Here is a 17,780-nt window from a genome sequence, read left to right as displayed (position 1 = left end):
GTAATGCATTTAGCATTATTGATTGATAATTATGAAATATAAAACTATTGCAGAAACCTACTGAAGCTACTGTTGTAGCTGAGTATATTCCTGAGAAAAGAACAGACACAGCATATCAAAACGAGGATAAGTTAGAACGTGAATTTATTAAGAGTTTAACTGAGCAAGGGTATGATTATATTAAGATAAAAGATGAGAAGGAACTTATAGCAAATCTTCGTCATAGGATGGAAGAATTAAATAACTATAAGTTCTCTGATAATGAATGGAAGAGTTTTTATAGTAATATAATTTCAAATAGTAATGATGGGATCTTAGAGAAAACTCGTAAAATACAAGATGATTATATTCAAAATCTTACTTGTGATAATGGAGAAACTAAGAATATAAAGCTAATTGATAAGAAGAATATTCATAATAATTATTTGCAAGTTTTGAATCAATATGAAGAAGATAATGGAGCTCATCAAACAAGGTATGATGTAACTATTTTGGTTAATGGGCTACCGTTAATTCATGTTGAACTAAAACGTAGGGGAGTGGCTATAAGGGAAGCATTTAATCAGATTAAAAGGTATCAAAGGGATAGCTTTTGGACTGGGTGTGCCTTATATGAATATGTTCAAATCTTTATAATTTCAAATGGAACTCATACTAAGTATTATTCTAATACTACTAGAGATAGACATGTAAAAGAATTTGAGCAAAAGATAAGCAGTAAAAAAAAGAAAACAAGTAACAGCTTTGAATTTACAAGCTATTGGGCAGATGAAGCTAATAATATCATTACTGATTTAGTGGATTTTACAAAGACATTTTTAGCTAAACATACAATACTAAATATCTTAACTCGGTATTGTGTTTTTACATCTGAAGATGCACTTTTAGTTATGAGGCCCTATCAGATTGTTGCAACGGAAAAGATTATAAATCGTATTAAAATATCTACAACATATAAGAAAACTGGAACATTAGAAGCCGGAGGATATATATGGCACACTACAGGTTCAGGTAAGACATTAACTAGTTTTAAGACAGCTCAATTAGCAACAAGTATTGATGGTATAGATAAGGTGTTATTTGTAGTAGATAGAAAAGATTTAGATTATCAAACAATGCGAGAATATGATCGCTTTGAGAAAGGCGCTGCTAATAGTAATAAATCGACGAAAATTCTTCAGAAACAACTTGAAGATCCTAACGTAAAGATTATTATTACAACTATTCAAAAGCTATCGGTATTCATATCTAAGAATAAGGAACATGAAATTTATAAAAAGCATATAGTTATTGTTTTTGATGAGTGCCACCGCTCACAATTTGGAGATATGCACGTTCAAATAACTAAGTCGTTTAAGAATTATCATATATTTGGATTTACTGGAACACCTATATTCTCTGTAAATTCAGGAAGTGGGAAGAATGTAAATCTTAAAACAACAGAGCAGGCCTTTGGAGATAGGCTTCACACATATACAATAGTTGATGCTATAAGTGATGGAAACGTACTTCCTTTCAAGATTGATTATAATAATACTATTGCTAAATCTGACATTATGAATGATAAGAAGGTAAAGGCTATAGATAAGGAAAATGCCTTACTTGATGATCGAAGAATAGCAGAAATAACTAAATATATATTAGAACATTTTGACCAAAAAACCTATAGGAACCAAGGTAAGTCATTCTATAATTACAAGGTTATTACCAATGTTGAGGAAATGGCCAAGTCTAAGAATAATACGGCTTCAGAAATAAAGGAGGATAGAAAAATAAATGGTTTTAACTCTATTTTTGCAGTAGCTTCTATACCAATGGCTATAAAGTATTATACAGAATTTAAAAATCAAATGTCAGAAACAGGAAAGGGGTTAAGGGTAGCAACAATCTTTAGTTACAGTCCTAATGAAGAAGATCCTGAAGATAGTCTTTATGAAGAAAACTTTGAAACAGATGAGTTAGACCAAACTTCAAGGGATTTCTTAGATGGAGCAATAGATGACTACAATGGAATGTTTGGTACAAGTTATGATACAAGTCCAGACAAGTTCCAAAACTATTATAAGGACCTATCATTGAGAATGAAAAATCGTGAAATAGATATCCTTATTGTTGTAAATATGTTCTTAACAGGGTTTGATGCAACAACATTAAACACATTATGGGTAGATAAAAATCTTAAGTATCACGGTTTAATACAGGCGTTCTCACGTACTAATAGAATCTTAAATTCTATAAAGGTATTTGGAAATATAGTATGTTTCCGTAACTTAAATGAGGAGGTTGAAAAGGCATTATCTTTATTTGGAAATAAAGATGCTAGTGGAATAGTAATTCTAAAAACTTATGAGGAATATCTAAATGGATATGAGGAAAAAGGAAAGCACGTAGAAGGCTACAAAGAGGTTATTAGCAATCTAGAGAATTTATATCCACTTGAAGTAGAATTGATTACAGAGAAGGATAGAAAAGGATTTATAAAGCTATTTGGTAAGGTGCTAAAGCTTAGAAATATTCTTAATTCCTTTGATGAATTTTGTGGTAATGATATAATTACTCAAAGAGATTTACAAGATTATCAAAGTAGATATATTGATTTATACCAAGATTATTCTAAAAAGGATGATACAGAGAAAGAAAAAATCAATGATGATATTGTATTTGAAATAGATCTTATAAAGCAAGTTGAAGTAAATATTGATTATATTTTAATGCTTGTAGCCAAGTATTATCAATCTAATTGTAAGGATAAAAGTATACTTACAACTATTGATAAATCAATCAATTCAAGTATGGAGCTACGTAGCAAGAAGGAATTAATAGAGAACTTTATAGAAAGTATAAATGGTGAACTCGATGTAAATAAGGAATGGGTACAGTTTGTTAATATGAAAAAAGAAGAAGAATTAAATAGTATTATCACTGAAGATAAATTGAAGGAAGAAGAAACTAAAAAGTTTGTAGATAATTCTTTTAGGAATGGTGAGCTAAAAACCATAGGCACTGATATTGATAAAATACTTCCGCCAATGTCTAGATTCGGTGGAGCAAGAGCTAAAAAGAAGGAAAAAGTTATTGAAAGATTAGGCCAGTTCTTTGAAAAGTATTTTAGAATATAATAGAAGATTAGCTTTATACAGGTTTAAATAAATCTAGCAATAAAATATTTTCGTTTTAGCAATGATATAATTTTATTTAACTAAAATGATATATTAGGAAAGTAATTTAAAAGGGGAATACTCGATAAAATACTTATTGTTTGTAGCTGGTATTATAAAGATAATGACTAAGTGGCAAAGAATATTTACGTTAATATGAAAGCTTGTGTATTATGGCTTATAAACAAGTAACAATAAAATTGTTTAAAGAACAGTTTGTTAATATAAAGACATGTCAATACTCTTAGAAGGAGGTGTTGGCATGTCTTTTAAAATTTCATGGAAGATTCATATCTTATGTTTCTTATTAGCATATAGCTTTTGCTATATTCAAATAGACAACATAAGTAATGTATTTTTAGACTTAGTTATTAACTACAAATTTTTTAGTTTAACAGGATTTTATTTCTTAGATATGATAATTACTACGTTAATACTAATGATACCAATTACTTTAGTGCATGAAATAATACATGGAATAGCATATACTATCTTTGGGGGTAAGATTAAATTTGGATTTAAGGGGATATATGCATACACACAAGAAATATCAGGGGTAATATTACATAGGACTAAATTTGTAATAGTATTATTAGCTCCAGTAACTATTATTTCATTAAGTGTATTATTGCTTACAAGTAGTTTAGGTTCATTAATATTTTTATTAAATTTTTTAGGAAGTACAGGAGATATTATTATGGCTATTTATTTATGTAAGAGTAATTGCAATAGCTACATTAAAGATAAAGAATACGGATTTGATATTATAGAGAAATAGTTGAAAAATAATTAAAGTAAAACACCATCACTTGATAGGGGGAGTGATGGTATTTTACTTTATAATATTTGTATCCTCCTAGAAGTATTATTATGAATCTTAATTAATCCGTCTTTCTCTAACTTAGCTAAATTATTATGAACAGAGGCTGTAGATTTAAGATTAACAAGAATACATAAATTTCCAACTGATGGTAGAAATCTATTTTCTTTTTGATATTTAACTATTGTTTGATAAATTTCATTTATTAATACCATTAATATTCATAAGACCCCTATAAAATATAAATATAGTACTTAAACTATAACAGAACACAAATTCTTTAATAACATATTATTTGGATAAAATAAATAAAAAATACTTTTTTAGGAAAATATATTGCAATTAAATGGAATTTGCTATATTATGTAATTAGCAGTTTAGCTTACAAGCATATTGGCCTTGTGTATGTAGCAATTCTGAAATATAGTTAATAAAGCTATCCAAAACAAAGAGTAAGAGTTAATAAAAGTATGAAGATAGTATGGATTTTAAAAGAGTATAATTTGAAAATTAGTGTTTAAAGAATAGAGATAAGAGTAAATAATAATTAATACGCGTAATTAATTTTAAATATTTTTAAAAGTAAATGTGTATAGAGAGATAGGGATGTAAGAATATGAATATGTATAATGAAATGAGTTTTGGTGAATTTATTGCAAAGAAGAGAGAGGAAAAGAAAATAACTTTAAGAGAAATGGCCAGATTACTAAAGATTACACCACCATATTTAAGTGACATTGAGAAGGAAAGACGTAACCCTCCAGATAAGGACAAGCTTGATGAGTTAGCTAACATACTATCTTTAAGTGAAGATGAATGCAGATATATGTATGATTTAGCTGGGAAGAAGAGAAATTCTATATCAGTGGATCTACCAGATTATATTATGGAAAGAGATTATGTACGTGTTGCACTTAGAAAAGCTATGGATCTAGAAGTTGGAGAGGAAGAGTGGAAGAAGTTTATAGAAGAACTCGAGAATAGAAAGGGGTAGTTTTCATTTATGTACAATCCTAGTTTTAGAATGAAATCAAATAATGTACCAGTATTAAGTAAAGAAGAAATAGACAATATAGCAGAAAAATTTATAATGGATTTTAGTCCGGAAACTTTAGTAACGCCGCAACCTATAGATGAAGATAGGTTTTTAGCACAATATCTAGGATTGCAACAGGATTTTCAATATCTATCTCATTGTGGCTGTTATCTAGGAATGTTAGTATTTAATGATACAAGTAAAGTTCAAGTATATGATATATATACAGAAAGAGCTGAATACATAAGTGCGAAATCTGGTACCGTTATCATTGATAATACTTTATTAGAAGAAGGTCAAGAACAAAGATATAGATTTACAGCTATACATGAGGCAGGACATTGGATATTTCATAAGAAAAAATATTATAGGGATATGGCTCAAATATCATTATTTGATTTTCTTGATATGTCTAATATTCAATGTAGGACTGTAAGTGTTGAGCCTAAATTTAAGCCAATTAATAAATGGAATGATAACGATACCATGGAGTGGCAAGCAAATTATTTCGCTTCAGCATTATTAATGCCTAAATCCATGGTATTTAAAATTTGCAATGATGAAGATTATATTGAAAATTTGAAATTTATGAGTTGGGGAAATGAAAAAAGATATAATGAATTACTAATTCAAAAAATATCAAAAACTTTTAATGTGTCAAAACAAGCTGCAGAGGTAAGGTTAAATAACTTAAAAATAATGAATAGTTATGATAATAATCAATGTACACCTACAGTAAAATTTAATAACGCAATTTAAATAAATGGCATCCTTAAAAAGGGTGCTATAAAAAACAATAAAGTGTAAGCAAAAATGCTAACATGTTAATTTAAAAGGAGAGGTTATCTATGAGAGAAAAAATGAAGTGTCCATGCTGTAATAAAAGAGCGTTGGATATATTAAGAGCACTAGGAAATGTGGTTATAGAAATGAAATGTCCACATTGTAGAAATATAGTAGAAATAAAATATAATAAATAACTACCGAGCAACGAAACCAAATAAGAGTTATCAAATGGCCGGAGTAAAGCTAAAAAATAATAGCTTACTCTAGGTCATTTTTTATTTTAAAAAAGTTTTTAAAGTGTAAGTTAGTCTGCCGGTTTAACTTTTAATATTAACTTACAGAGCAAGAGAAAGGGGGTGAGAGTGATGGAAATGTTAGCAGATTGGATAACTCCAACTGAAAGAAGAATGGCAATTTTAAAAGTTCTTTGTAAAAGAAGAAGTGAAAAAATTAAAAATTTAGCTAATGAGTGTGGAGTATCTGAACGTACTATAAGAACTGATATTGAACATCTATCACTCTCATACCCAATAGAAACTATTCGTGGGAGACATGGTGGCGGAATTAGAATTGTTGGTGACTTTGATTTAGATAAGAGATATCTTAATCAACAACAAAAGAGCCTACTTGAAAAGTTAAAAGGTGAACTTTCAGGCCAAGACATACTGATTATGAATAGTATATTACAAGATTTTGCTCTAAGTACCAATTAAGGAAAGGAGGAGAAAGAGTGGATGAGTTAAATTCTAAAACAATAACTATCAATATGATAAGTAATATTTTAGATGAAAAAAGCAGAGAAGGAAAAGCACATAAGATAAAAAATCTGTTGAATAAGTATAATGCTGGAAAGCTGATTGAACTGGATGAGAAAGATTATTTTGATTTTATTCAAGAAGCAAAAAAACTATAAAAATTTAAGAGGAGTGAATACTATGGATATTAACGTGAAAATAACAGTGGAATCGCCACATATTATGGCTGCAATATTAGCTTTAGCAGAAGCATTACCTAAGGTGAATTTAGGAGCAAGTCTTTCTTCTGTTATAGAAGAGAATGTTGAAGTAAAAGAAATTGAGCCTAAGGTAGAGGAAGCTATTAAAGAAAAAGAAGTTAATGAAAATAAAGAAGAAGCAGCTGAAAAAACTATAACACTTGAAGAAGTTAGAAAAGTATTAGCTACAAAATCTAAGAATGGAAAGCAGGCAGAAGTTAAGGAGCTTATTAAAAAATATGGAGTTAATAAGCTAACTGATATTCATCCATGGAATTATAAAGAGATTCTTGAATTAGCGGAGGTTTTATAATGGCCAAGCATGCATTATTATCTGCTTCAGCTTCACATAAGTGGTTGCATTGTCCACCATCTGCAAGGCTTGAAGAGCATGAAGAAAATACAAGTAGTGTATTTGCAGCAGAAGGTACAGCAGCTCATGAGTTATCAGAATACAAATTAAGAGATTATATTGGTACTAAAACTGAAAGACCAGTTAGTGAATTTGATAGTGAAGAGTTAGAGCAATATACAGATGTTTATGTGAACTTTGCAACTGAACTTATTGATGAAGTTAGGATAAGCTGTAAAGATCCAGTGATATTAATAGAGCAAAGGCTAGATTACTCATGCTATGTGACAGAGGGATTTGGTACAGGAGACCTTTTAATAGTTGCAGATGAAAATTTGGATATAATGGACCTTAAGTATGGAAGAGGTGTTGCAGTTTCAGCAGAAGATAATCCACAAATGAAGCTTTATGCTATAGGTGCTCTAAACTTATTTGATAGTCTTTATGACATCAAAAAAGTAAGAATGACTATTGTACAACCTAGACTTGAAAGTATATCTACCTATGAGATGTTAACAGAAGATTTATTAAGTTGGGCAGAGAATGAATTGAAACCAAGGGCTGATTTAGCTTTTAAAGGTGAAGGTGAGTTTCTTTCAGGGGAACATTGTAGATTCTGTAGAGTTAGACATAACTGTAGAGCAAGAGCAGAAGAATTTTTAGATGCAGCTAAGTATGAATTTAAGAAGCCGGATTTATTAACTGATGAAGAAATAGCAGATGTGTTATTTATATCTGATAGATTATCAACATGGGCTAATGATATTCATAATTTTGCGTTACATCTAGCAATTAATGAAGGAAAACAATGGCCAGGATTTAAGTTAGTTCAGGGTAGAGCTAATCGTAAATATAAGGATGAAAAGACTGTTATAAAAGTTTGTGAAGATAACGGAATAACAGATATTTATTCTAAATCACTTTTAGGAATAACAGCTATGGAAAAGTTAATAGGCAAAAAGAAGTTTAATGAAATTCTAGGAACATTAATAGAAAGACCAGAAGGTAAGCCAACATTAGTTCCTAGTTCAGATAAAAGAAAAGAAATAAAAATAAATAACACAGCAGCTGCTGATTTTAAGGAGGAAATATAAATGGAAAACAATACAAAGGTTATAACGGGTAAGGCAAGATTCTCATATGCAAATGTGTGGGAGCCAAAATCAATCAATGGTGGAGATGAAAAGTATTCAGTTTCATTAATAATACCAAAGGCAGATACAAAGACAGTTAATGAAGTTAAAGCTGCTATAGAAGCTGCAAAGCAAGAAGGTAAAGCTAAGTTTGGTGGAAGAGTGCCGTCTAACTTAAAAACTCCATTAAGGGATGGAGATATCGATAGACCTGATGACGAAGCTTATAAGAACAGCTATTTTATTAACGCAAACAGTAAGGACAAGCCTCAAATAGTAGATAAAAATGTTAAGCCTATATTAGACCAGAGTGAAGTTTATAGTGGGTGCTATGGAAGAGCAAGTATAACTTTTTATGCATTCAATTCAAATGGTAATAAAGGAATTGCTTGTGGACTTGGTAATCTACAAAAGTTAGCTGATGGAGAGTCATTAAGTGGACGTACTAAAGCAGAAAATGAGTTTTCAACTTTTGAAGACGAAGACTTCTTAAGCTAAAGAGGTATAGTGTATGCAGAAAACATTAGCTATAGATATAGAAACTTATAGTGATATAGATTTAATCAGAAGTGGTGTTTATGCATACACCACTTCACCTAAATTTGAAATATTATTATTTGCTTACTCTTTTAATAACGATGAAGTAAAGGTTATAGATTTAGCATCAGGAGAAACTTTACCTAATGAAATTATTGTAGCGCTGGAAGATGAAAATATTATTAAAACAGCATTTAATGCAAATTTTGAAAGAGTATGTTTATCAAAATTTCTTAATAAAAGATTATCAGCGAAGTCATGGAGATGCACAGCAGTGCAAGCTGCAAGTTTAGGATTACCTTTATCTTTAGATGGAGTTGCACAAGTTTTAGGATTGCAAAAGCAAAAAATGAAGGAAGGTAAAGATTTAATTAGGTATTTTTCAATGCCTTGTAAACCTACAAAGTCTAATGGAGAAAGAACTAGAAATTATCCACATCATTCAATTGAACGCTGGTGTACGTATAAACGGTACTGTGCACAAGATGTAGAAGTTGAAAAAGCAATACGTAAAAAGCTTGATAGGTATCCAATCATAAATAGTGAGCAAGAGATTTATGTGTTGGATCAAGAAATCAATGATAGAGGTGTTCTTATAGATACACAGTTAGTTAAAAAAGCTATAGAGTGTGACAATCTCCATAAAGAAGATACTTATGCAGAAGCTAAAAAGTTAACAGGACTTGAAAATCCTAATTCAGTATTGCAGCTTAAGCAGTGGCTTTTAGAAAATGGAGTAGAAGTAGAATCTTTATCTAAAAAGTCAGTAGCAGATTTAGCTAAAGATTCAGAGGAAGATGTGCAAAGATTACTTAATTTAAGAGCTCAACTTTCAAAGACTTCTGTTAAAAAGTATGAGGCTATAGAACGAGCATTATGTCCAGATAAAAGAGTACGAGGATTACTTCAATTTTATGGTGCTAATAGAACAGGGCGTTGGGCTGGTAGATTAGTTCAGGTTCAGAACTTACCTCAAAATCATTTGAAGGATTTAACTTTAGTACGTGATTTAGTTAAAGATGGAGAGTTTGAGACTTTAGAAATATTATTTGATAATGTACCACAGGTTTTATCAGAGCTTATCAGAACAGCTTTTATACCAAAGGAAAACAATAGGTTTATAGTGGCAGATTTTAGTGCTATTGAAGCTAGAGTTATAGCTTGGCTTGCAGGTGAAAAGTGGAGGCTTGATGTGTTTAATTCTCATGGAAAGATATATGAAGCCAGTGCTAGTCAGATGTTTGGAGTACCTATTGAGGAGATAACAAAGACTTCACCTTTAAGGCAGAAGGGGAAGATTTCAGAGCTGGCACTTGGTTATGGTGGTTCTGTTGGAGCACTTACAGCTATGGGAGCCTTAGATATGGGAGTTAAAGAAGATGAGCTTCAAGGATTAGTTGCTGCATGGAGACAGGCCAATCCTAATATTACAAAGTTATGGTGGGATATAGACAAAGCTGCAATTAAAGTTGTAAAGGAAAAAGGCTGTGAAGTAGTAGGTAAAATTGAAATCTTCTATGAAAGAGGAATAATGTTTATTACTTTACCTTCAGGAAGAAATTTATCTTATATAAAACCAAGACTAGAAACTAACAAGTTTGGTAGAGAAGGAATTACCTATGAAGGCATAGGTGCAACTAAGAAGTGGGAGCTTATAGAAACTTATGGTCCTAAGTTAGTAGAGAATATAGTTCAAGCAATTGCAAGAGATTTATTAGCAGAAGCTATGATTAATGTAGATAAAAAAGGGTATGAAATAGTTATGCATGTGCATGATGAAATTATAGTAGAAACACCAATAGGTGAAGGTTCACTAAAGGAAGTTTGTGATGTTATGGCTATAGCTCCAGAATGGGCAAAGGGGTTACCACTTAGAGCTGATGGATTTGAATGTGAATATTATAGAAAGGATTGATGAGAGGTGCAGGTATTTATAAAAGAACTAGGTAAGTACAGAGGTTACTTACCTAGACAGATAATAAAGACATTAAGAGGTCAAGCCTTGTCAGGAGATTTAGTTGGAGCAAAAAAGGGATTGGAGAAAATTAAATTAAGATTAGAGAGAGGTGATAGTAGATATGAAAATTGCAGTAGCTAATTCAAGAAAAGATACAGTGTGGAAGAACATAGATATTACCTGGGACAATTTTTTAGTTATGGCAAGTAGTACAAAGGTAACTACTGAAACTATGGATGAGTTTAGGAAGCTGCCTAAAAATAAACAGGATGAAGTCAAAGATATAGGTGGATTTGTAGCAGGAGAGTTAAGAGATGGAAAACGTAAAAGTGGATTTGTAGAATACAGGTCCATGCTTACTTTAGATTTAGATTATGCAAGTTCTAGCTTATGGGACGAAATAACTATGTTTTATGGATTTAGATGTTGTATATATTCTACTCATAAACACACTTCAGAAAAACCACGACTTAGATTAATCATACCTTTAGCTAGAAATGTAAGTTCAGATGAGTATACAGCAGTTTCTAGGTTAATAGCTTCAGATATTGGAATAGATCAATTTGATGATACTACCTATGAAGCAACACGACTTATGTATTGGCCATCAACTTCTTATGATGGAGAGTTTGTTTTTGAAGACCAAGATGGAGAGTTGTTAGACCCAGACAAGGTGCTATCAAGATATAAAGATTGGAGAGATAGTAGTGAATGGCCAGTATCTTCAAGGCAACATAAGGTCATAAAGAATAATATCTCAAAGCAAGCAGATCCTTTGGAAAAGGAAGGGATGATAGGTGCTTTTTGTAGGACATATACTATTGAAGCAGCTATTGATAAATTTTTAAGTGATACTTATAAGCCAAGTTTAATAGAAGGTAGGTATGATTATATTCCAGCAGATTCATCAGCAGGTGTAGTTGTTTATGATAATAAATTTTCTTTTTCACATCATGCCAGTGATAAAGCTTGTAATAAGTTATGCAATGCTTTTGACTTAGTTAGAATTCATAAGTTTAGCGATTTAGATGGCGAGTGTGAAGAAGGAACTACACCAACTAAACTTCCATCCTTTAAGGCTATGCAGGAGTTTTGGATGAAGGATGAAGAGGTTAAAAAGCAATTAATAAATGAAAAAATGGAAAAGGCAAAGTCAGAGTTTGATGTAGTAGAAGATGGGCAATGGCAACAAAAACTTACTGTAGACAAGAATGGAAATATAAAACCAGAGCTACAGAACCTAGTACTTATTATGAAAAATGATGAGATGTTAAAGGGTATAGCTTACAACCAGCATAGAGATGGGATTGATGTGAAAGAAGAGTTACCTTGGAAGCAAATTAAAGTAGGTTGGAATGATTCTGATATGGCAGCTTTAAAAGTATATTTTGATAGAAGTTATGGTATATGGTCACCTGCTAAATTAAAGGAAGCATTAATATCAGTTGCAGCTGAAAGAGCATATCATCCTGTAAAAGAATATCTAAATAATTTAGAAGAGTGGGATGGGATTAAAAGAGTAGATATGCTTTTAATAGAGTATTTAGGAGCAGATGATAATGAATACTCTAAAGCTGTTATTAGAAAAACTTTAGTGGCAGCTGTAGCTAGAATTTATGAGCCAGGTACTAAGTTTGATAGTGTATTAATTTTAAATGGACCACAAGGTATAGGGAAAAGTACTTTCTTTTCAAGGTTAGGTAAAGGGTGGTTTTCTGATAGTTTAACTTTAGGTGATATGCGTGATAAGGCAGCAGCAGAAAAGCTACAGGGTTATTGGCTTTTAGAGCTTGGAGAGCTTGCAGGTATAAAGAAAACTGATGTTGAAACAGTTAAATCTTTTGTTTCAAGAACAGATGATAAATATAGGGCAAGCTATGGAGTTAATGTGGAAAGTCATCCAAGGCAGTGTGTTATTGTAGGGACAACAAATAGTGAAACAGGATTCTTAAGAGATATCACAGGAAATAGAAGGTTCTGGCCCGTTAGAGTAAGTGGAGACAGTTCAAAGAAAGCATGGGATTTAACAGAGGTAGATCAAGTATGGGCAGAAGTATTATTTATATATAAGCAAGGCGAGGATTTATTCTTAAAAGGAGATGAAGCTCAAATTGCTATAGCACAGCAGGCAGATGCTATGGAAAGTGATGATAGAGAAGGATTAGTTAGAGAATATCTTGAAAAGTTATTACCAGATAATTGGGATACTATGAGTCTTTATGAAAGAAGAAATTTCTTAAGTGCTAATGACTTTGGTGCAGCTTTAGTAGGTACTAAAAAGAGAGAACTTGTTTGTAGTATGGAAATTTGGTGTGAATGTTTTGGTAAAGATTCTGCAAGTTTAAAGAAAGCAGATTCTTATGAAATAACATCAATAATGTCTAGATTAGAAAATTGGAAACCATACAACGGGACTAAAAGTGGCACTACAAGATTTCCTATTTATAATAAGCAAAGAGCTTTTATGAGAGTTGAAAATGGAAAATAAGAAATATTGTGTTCCAAAATTAAAAGGAACAGTGGGTATATGCGTTAGCTTGTACTAAGGTAGTGTTTCAGTAAAGAAGTTAGTATTTTAAAGGGTTAAGCAAGGGTATAGGAACAGTGGAACAAGAAAATCTCCTATGAGATAAATAATATATATATAAGTAATAATAGTACATGTTACGTATATATACACGCGTAAGGGTTTTTTAGACCATTGTTCCCTTAATTGTTCCACCTAATATGAAAGGGGTATTTATGAGAGAAAGGGAAGTTGAAAAAGCTTTAACTAAGGAAGTTAAGAAACGTGGAGGGATAGCATTTAAGTTTGTATCACCAGGAATGGCAGGTGTGCCAGATAGGCTAGTTTTAATGAAAGATGGAAAACTTGCTTTTGTAGAACTTAAAGCACCAGGAAAAGAAATGAGACCTTTTCAAATATTGAGAAAAAGACAATTAGAATCATTAGGATTTTTAGTTTATTGCATAGATAGTAAAGAAAAGATTGGAGGTGTACTTGATGAAATATGTACCTCATGAATATCAAAAGTATGCACAGGATTTTATTATAAATAATTCAGCATGTGCCTTACTTTTAGATATGGGACTTGGAAAAACAGTAATAACTTTAACAAGTTTATGGAGTTTGTTATTTGATTATTTTGAAATAAGTAAAGTATTAGTTATAGCTCCATTAAGAGTAGCTCAAGATACTTGGAGTAAAGAGTGTGAAAAATGGGATCATCTTAAAGGTCTTAAAATTTCAAAAGTTTTAGGTTCAGAAAAAGAAAGAAGAATGGCTCTATTTGATAAAGCTGATATCTACATAATAAATCGTGAAAATGTAGAATGGCTTTGTAATAATTATGACTTTGATTTTGACATGATAGTCATTGATGAACTTTCAAGTTTTAAATCCTCTTCTTCAAAAAGGTTTAAAGCTCTTAGAAAAATTAGACCAAAGGTAAAAAGAATAGTTGGGCTTACAGGAACTCCAGCACCAAATACTTTAATGGATTTATGGAGTCAAATAAACTTAATTGATATGGGGCAAAGGTTAGGAAGATTTATTAGTAATTATAGAAATGACTTTTTTATTCCTGATAAAAGAAATGCTCAAGTAATATTTAGTTATAAACCTAGAGAAGGTGCTGAAGAAGAAATTTATAAAAGAATAGCTGATATTTGTGTCAGTATGAAGGCTTGTGATTATTTAGATATGCCAGAAAGAATAGATAATGTAGTTCATGTGAAAATGTCAGAAGAGGAAAAGAAACTTTATAAAAGATTAGAAAAAGATATGATTTTACCGTTAGCTGATGGAGACATAGATGCAGTTAATGCAGCAGCACTATCTAATAAATTACTTCAAATGGCAAATGGAGCAGTTTATGATGAGCTGAAGGAAACAAAGATAATTCATAATAAAAAGTTAGAAGGTTTAGAAGATTTAATTGAGGCAGCTAATGGAAAACCAGTATTAGTATTTTATGCTTATAAACATGATAAAGAAAGAATATCTAAAAAATTTAAGGTTACAGAAATTTCAACTAGTAAAGATATATCAAAATGGAATGAAGGTAAAAATTCAAATAGCGATAGCACATCCAGCAGCAAAAGGACATGGGTTAAATCTTCAAGCTGGAGGTTCAACAATTATATGGTTTGGACTAACTTGGAGTTTAGAGCTTTACCAACAAGCTAATGCAAGACTATGGAGACAGGGACAGAAAGATACAGTAGTTATTCATCACATTGTTTCTAAAGGAACTATAGATGAAGAAGTAATGAAAGCTCTTCAAAGAAAACAATGTGGACAAGAAAATTTAATTAATGCTGTTAAAGCAAGAATCGGGGGTATAAAAGATGGAGATTTATAGAGATAGTATTATAATGGTGGACTTTGGCCAAAACCAAGGATGTGTTCAAAGTGGAAGAAGGCCAGCAGTGGTTATTCAAAATGATGTAGGTAATAAGTTTTCTACCACAACAATAGTAGTTCCTATAACAGGAAAACATAAAAAGGAACTTCCTACACATCATGAATTATATAAAAAAGATTATAGTTGCTTAAAATATGATAGCACAATATTAGCAGAGCAGGTTTTAACAATATGTAAGGGGCAAATATTAAATGTTATAGGTCAGCTTAAAGAAGAAGACAGTACAAAACTTAATGAAATACTTTCTGTAAGTATTAATTTAAATAAAAAAGTATGCTAAATTAAGGAGGTATAGAAGGTATGGAATTAAGAGATATATGTGTAAATAAAGTTAGAAAGAATAAATGCAAAAGATTAGTAGTTGATATTTGTTTAGGTGATGAATGTCCTTTTAAACAAACAAGTAAACAACAAGAAGAAGCTCAAAGAAGTGTATTTAAAAGATTAAGTAGTTTAGATGGACAATTACAACTTTATATATCAGATAAATATTATAATGGTTCAATGCCTTGGCAAAAAGGAGGTAGAAGGATATGACAACTAAAGAGTACTTAGCTCAAGCTTATAGAATAGATCAAAGAATAAATAGTAAGCTTGAACAAATAGTGTCTTTAAGAGAATTAGCAACTAAAGCAACATCTACATTAAGTGATACACCTCCAAGTGGAAGTCGTAATGTTCATTCTATGGAAGGAATAATAGTAAAGATGATGGAATTAGAGAATGAAATTAATGCTGATATAGATGTACTTGTAGATTTGAAGAAAGAAATAATGTCTATAATAAAAAAGATTAATAATCCAGAACAGCAAACATTGTTGGAGTTGAGATACCTTTGTTTTAAAACTTGGGAGCAAATAGCTGTTGATATGGGATATAGTATTCAAAATGCATATAAGGTGCATGATAGAGCTTTAGAAAATATAATTGTTCAAAATGATAAAATTTTAATAAAAAAGTAAATTAATTATTGAGAAGATAAAATTCTTGTGATATAATTTAATCAATCGATCCCACCAAGCCTATGTGATATTTTTTTATATCACATGCGTAACATGGTGGGCCTTTTGTTTTAGGAGAAATTTATGGGAAAACCTTTTAAAAGTATAGAAGAACAAATAGAAATTTTGAAAGAGCGAGGTATGGTAATTAAAGATAATGACTATGCTTCTAGAGTTTTATCTCATGTTAATTATTACAGATTAAGTGGGTATACATTAACATTAAGGAGAGATAATGTTTTTTATAATAATGTAAAGTTAGAACAAGTAATGGAAATATATAATTTTGATGCAGAGTTAAGAGTTGCATTATTATATTTACTAGAATATATTGAGGTGGAGTTTAGAACTCATTTTGGATATTATCATTCAAAAGAATATGGGCCGTTAGGATATTTAGATAAAGAAAGCTTTGATGATGAGTGGAGATATGAAAAATTCATGAAAAACATAACTCAACTTATAGAAGAAAATGAAAAGAATGAAATATTCGTTAAACATCATAATGAAAAATATGATGGAGAGTTTCCATGTTGGGTAGTAGTAGAGTTAATGTCCTTTGGTTGTTTATCAAGAGGATTTAAAAATTTACATGCTGAAATTAAAGAAGAAATTTGTAAAGATCATTATGCATCTATACCATATAATTATATAGAAAACTGGTTGCAAGGTTTTGTTATACTTCGTAATATATGTGCTCATAGAGGAAGATTATATAACAGGTACATAACATTTGCACCTAAGCTGTCAAAAAAAGATAAGAATTTATTTAAAAATAATTCTTTAGATTTAAATAAAAATACAAAACAAGTATTTGCGTATATTTATATCATGAATAAATTAATAGATGATATTAATGTTAAAGAGAACTTTATTAATAGGTTAGAAACATTAATTAGTAAATACTCATTTGTTAATTTAAAGCATTATGGATTTCCAGAAACGTGGAGAGAAATTTTAAAATAAGTGTATTTAAAATTAAATTAAGAACATACTATATACTAATAGATCCTGCAAAGCCTATCAAAGAAGCGTAACAATGCAGGCCAGACCTTGGAGCAATCCAAGGTTAAAATTTATTAATAACTTAAAAAGTAGAGTAAAGTTGATAGAAGTAGAGTACAAACTTCTGATATTATTATAATAGAGAAAATAAATTAAGAGTCATTACAGCAAAAGTTGTAGTGGCTTTTTTCTTTAATGAGGTGATTTTAATGCCCAAGAAACCATTGAAACCGTGTAAATATTTGGGGTGTGCTAAGTTAACAGAAGATAATTATTGTGATGAACATAAAGATTTTAGGGTAAAAGAAAGAGCTACTGCTACTGAACGTGGTTATGATAGTAAGTGGAGAACTGCTAGGAATATATTCTTAAAAGTTAATCCTTTATGTGTTAGATGTAAAGAGGAAGGTAGATTAGTTAAAGCTACTGTAGTTGATCATATTAAACCTCATAGAGGAGATAAGAAGTTGTTCTGGGATGAAAGTAACTGGCAAGCTCTTTGTAAGAAGTGTCATGATAAGAAAACTATGACTGAAGATAGATACAAAGAGTATGAATATTAAAAGAGTAGAGT

20 protein-coding genes and 1 pseudogene are annotated in these 17,780 nt (G+C 30.7%); 20 read left to right on the top strand and 1 reads right to left on the bottom strand.

Translation table 11 applies throughout. The features are described 5' to 3' along the window. The first annotated feature begins 47 nt into the window (after positions 1-47). Positions 48-3,119 (top strand): type I restriction endonuclease subunit R, encoded by a 3,072-nt coding sequence (locus HMPREF0216_RS04325; RefSeq protein ID WP_005211588.1) that lies wholly within the window; start codon positions 48-50, stop codon positions 3,117-3,119. 301 nt (positions 3,120-3,420) lie between these two features. Next, positions 3,421-3,936, top strand: a complete 516-nt coding sequence (locus tag HMPREF0216_RS04320; protein ID WP_040418848.1) for a DUF3267 domain-containing protein — start codon at positions 3,421-3,423, stop codon at positions 3,934-3,936. Positions 3,937-3,995: 59 nt separating this feature from the next. Here HMPREF0216_RS04320 and HMPREF0216_RS04315 read toward each other — a convergent pair whose 3' ends face one another. Next, complete coding sequence (locus HMPREF0216_RS04315) at positions 3,996-4,193, bottom strand: LexA family protein (protein WP_005211584.1); 198 nt, start codon at positions 4,191-4,193, stop codon at positions 3,996-3,998. Between the two features lie 401 nt (positions 4,194-4,594). On the opposite strand from HMPREF0216_RS04315, the gene HMPREF0216_RS04310 reads away from it, so the two are divergent. The 18 genes and pseudogenes from HMPREF0216_RS04310 (at position 4,595) to HMPREF0216_RS04235 (ending at position 17,769) form a co-directional block, all read left to right on the top strand. After that, positions 4,595-4,972 carry a helix-turn-helix domain-containing protein gene (locus tag HMPREF0216_RS04310; RefSeq protein WP_005211583.1) on the top strand — a complete coding sequence of 126 codons (378 nt, stop codon included), beginning with the start codon at positions 4,595-4,597 and terminating at the stop codon, positions 4,970-4,972. Between the two features lie 9 nt (positions 4,973-4,981). Further along, positions 4,982-5,773 carry an ImmA/IrrE family metallo-endopeptidase gene (locus tag HMPREF0216_RS04305; protein ID WP_051040661.1) on the top strand — a complete coding sequence of 264 codons (792 nt, stop codon included), beginning with the start codon at positions 4,982-4,984 and terminating at the stop codon, positions 5,771-5,773. Positions 5,774-5,862: 89 nt separating this feature from the next. Then, positions 5,863-5,994, top strand: a complete 132-nt coding sequence (locus tag HMPREF0216_RS17880) for a hypothetical protein (RefSeq protein WP_005211581.1) — start codon at positions 5,863-5,865, stop codon at positions 5,992-5,994. Positions 5,995-6,165: 171 nt separating this feature from the next. After that, a complete protein-coding gene (locus tag HMPREF0216_RS04300; protein ID WP_005211579.1) occupies positions 6,166-6,513 on the top strand; it encodes a DeoR family transcriptional regulator in 348 nt (115 codons plus the stop codon). Positions 6,514-6,530: 17 nt separating this feature from the next. After that, positions 6,531-6,713 carry a hypothetical protein gene (locus HMPREF0216_RS04295; protein ID WP_005211577.1) on the top strand — a complete coding sequence of 61 codons (183 nt, stop codon included), beginning with the start codon at positions 6,531-6,533 and terminating at the stop codon, positions 6,711-6,713. A 22-nt stretch (positions 6,714-6,735) separates the two neighbouring features. Then, complete coding sequence (locus HMPREF0216_RS04290) at positions 6,736-7,107, top strand: hypothetical protein (protein ID WP_040418846.1); 372 nt, start codon at positions 6,736-6,738, stop codon at positions 7,105-7,107. Next, positions 7,107-8,240 (top strand): DUF2800 domain-containing protein, encoded by a 1,134-nt coding sequence (locus HMPREF0216_RS04285; protein ID WP_005211575.1) that lies wholly within the window; start codon positions 7,107-7,109, stop codon positions 8,238-8,240. The genes HMPREF0216_RS04290 and HMPREF0216_RS04285 overlap by 1 nt, the downstream gene beginning before the upstream one ends. Beyond that, positions 8,241-8,777: a DUF2815 family protein gene (locus HMPREF0216_RS04280; protein ID WP_005211574.1), complete on the top strand. Its 537-nt coding sequence runs from the start codon at positions 8,241-8,243 to the stop codon at positions 8,775-8,777. It begins immediately after the preceding gene. Positions 8,778-8,790: 13 nt separating this feature from the next. Continuing rightward, positions 8,791-10,731 carry a DNA polymerase gene (locus HMPREF0216_RS04275; protein WP_005211571.1) on the top strand — a complete coding sequence of 647 codons (1,941 nt, stop codon included), beginning with the start codon at positions 8,791-8,793 and terminating at the stop codon, positions 10,729-10,731. Between the two features lie 6 nt (positions 10,732-10,737). Then, positions 10,738-10,914 (top strand): hypothetical protein, encoded by a 177-nt coding sequence (locus HMPREF0216_RS17310; protein ID WP_005211569.1) that lies wholly within the window; start codon positions 10,738-10,740, stop codon positions 10,912-10,914. Further along, on the top strand, positions 10,895-13,261 hold the full coding sequence (locus HMPREF0216_RS04270) for a virulence-associated E family protein (protein WP_005211567.1): 2,367 nt from the start codon (positions 10,895-10,897) through the stop codon (positions 13,259-13,261). Before HMPREF0216_RS17310 ends, HMPREF0216_RS04270 begins: the two co-directional genes overlap by 20 nt. Before the next feature lie 254 nt (positions 13,262-13,515). Next, positions 13,516-13,797: a VRR-NUC domain-containing protein gene (locus HMPREF0216_RS04265; protein WP_040418844.1), complete on the top strand. Its 282-nt coding sequence runs from the start codon at positions 13,516-13,518 to the stop codon at positions 13,795-13,797. After that, positions 13,778-15,137 (top strand): annotated as a pseudogene (locus HMPREF0216_RS04260) (SNF2-related protein). The gene HMPREF0216_RS04265 and the pseudogene HMPREF0216_RS04260 overlap by 20 nt, the downstream one beginning before the upstream one ends. Then, positions 15,124-15,480: a type II toxin-antitoxin system PemK/MazF family toxin gene (locus tag HMPREF0216_RS04255; protein ID WP_005211562.1), complete on the top strand. Its 357-nt coding sequence runs from the start codon at positions 15,124-15,126 to the stop codon at positions 15,478-15,480. Before HMPREF0216_RS04260 ends, HMPREF0216_RS04255 begins: the two are co-directional and overlap by 14 nt. A 20-nt stretch (positions 15,481-15,500) precedes the next feature. Next, positions 15,501-15,737 carry a hypothetical protein gene (locus HMPREF0216_RS04250; protein ID WP_005211561.1) on the top strand — a complete coding sequence of 79 codons (237 nt, stop codon included), beginning with the start codon at positions 15,501-15,503 and terminating at the stop codon, positions 15,735-15,737. Further along, complete coding sequence (locus HMPREF0216_RS04245) at positions 15,734-16,162, top strand: DUF1492 domain-containing protein (RefSeq protein ID WP_005211560.1); 429 nt, start codon at positions 15,734-15,736, stop codon at positions 16,160-16,162. Before HMPREF0216_RS04250 ends, HMPREF0216_RS04245 begins: the two co-directional genes overlap by 4 nt. A 123-nt stretch (positions 16,163-16,285) precedes the next feature. Further along, on the top strand, positions 16,286-17,167 hold the full coding sequence (locus tag HMPREF0216_RS04240) for an Abi family protein (protein ID WP_005211559.1): 882 nt from the start codon (positions 16,286-16,288) through the stop codon (positions 17,165-17,167). Positions 17,168-17,415: 248 nt separating this feature from the next. Then, a complete protein-coding gene (locus HMPREF0216_RS04235) occupies positions 17,416-17,769 on the top strand; it encodes an HNH endonuclease (RefSeq protein ID WP_040418842.1) in 354 nt (117 codons plus the stop codon). Positions 17,770-17,780 lie beyond the last annotated feature (11 nt).

It is taken from the genome of Clostridium celatum DSM 1785, assembly GCF_000320405.1.
In the GTDB taxonomy this organism is placed as follows: Bacteria; Bacillota; Clostridia; order Clostridiales; family Clostridiaceae; genus Clostridium; species Clostridium celatum.
This window is presented reverse-complemented; position numbering and strand designations above follow the sequence as displayed.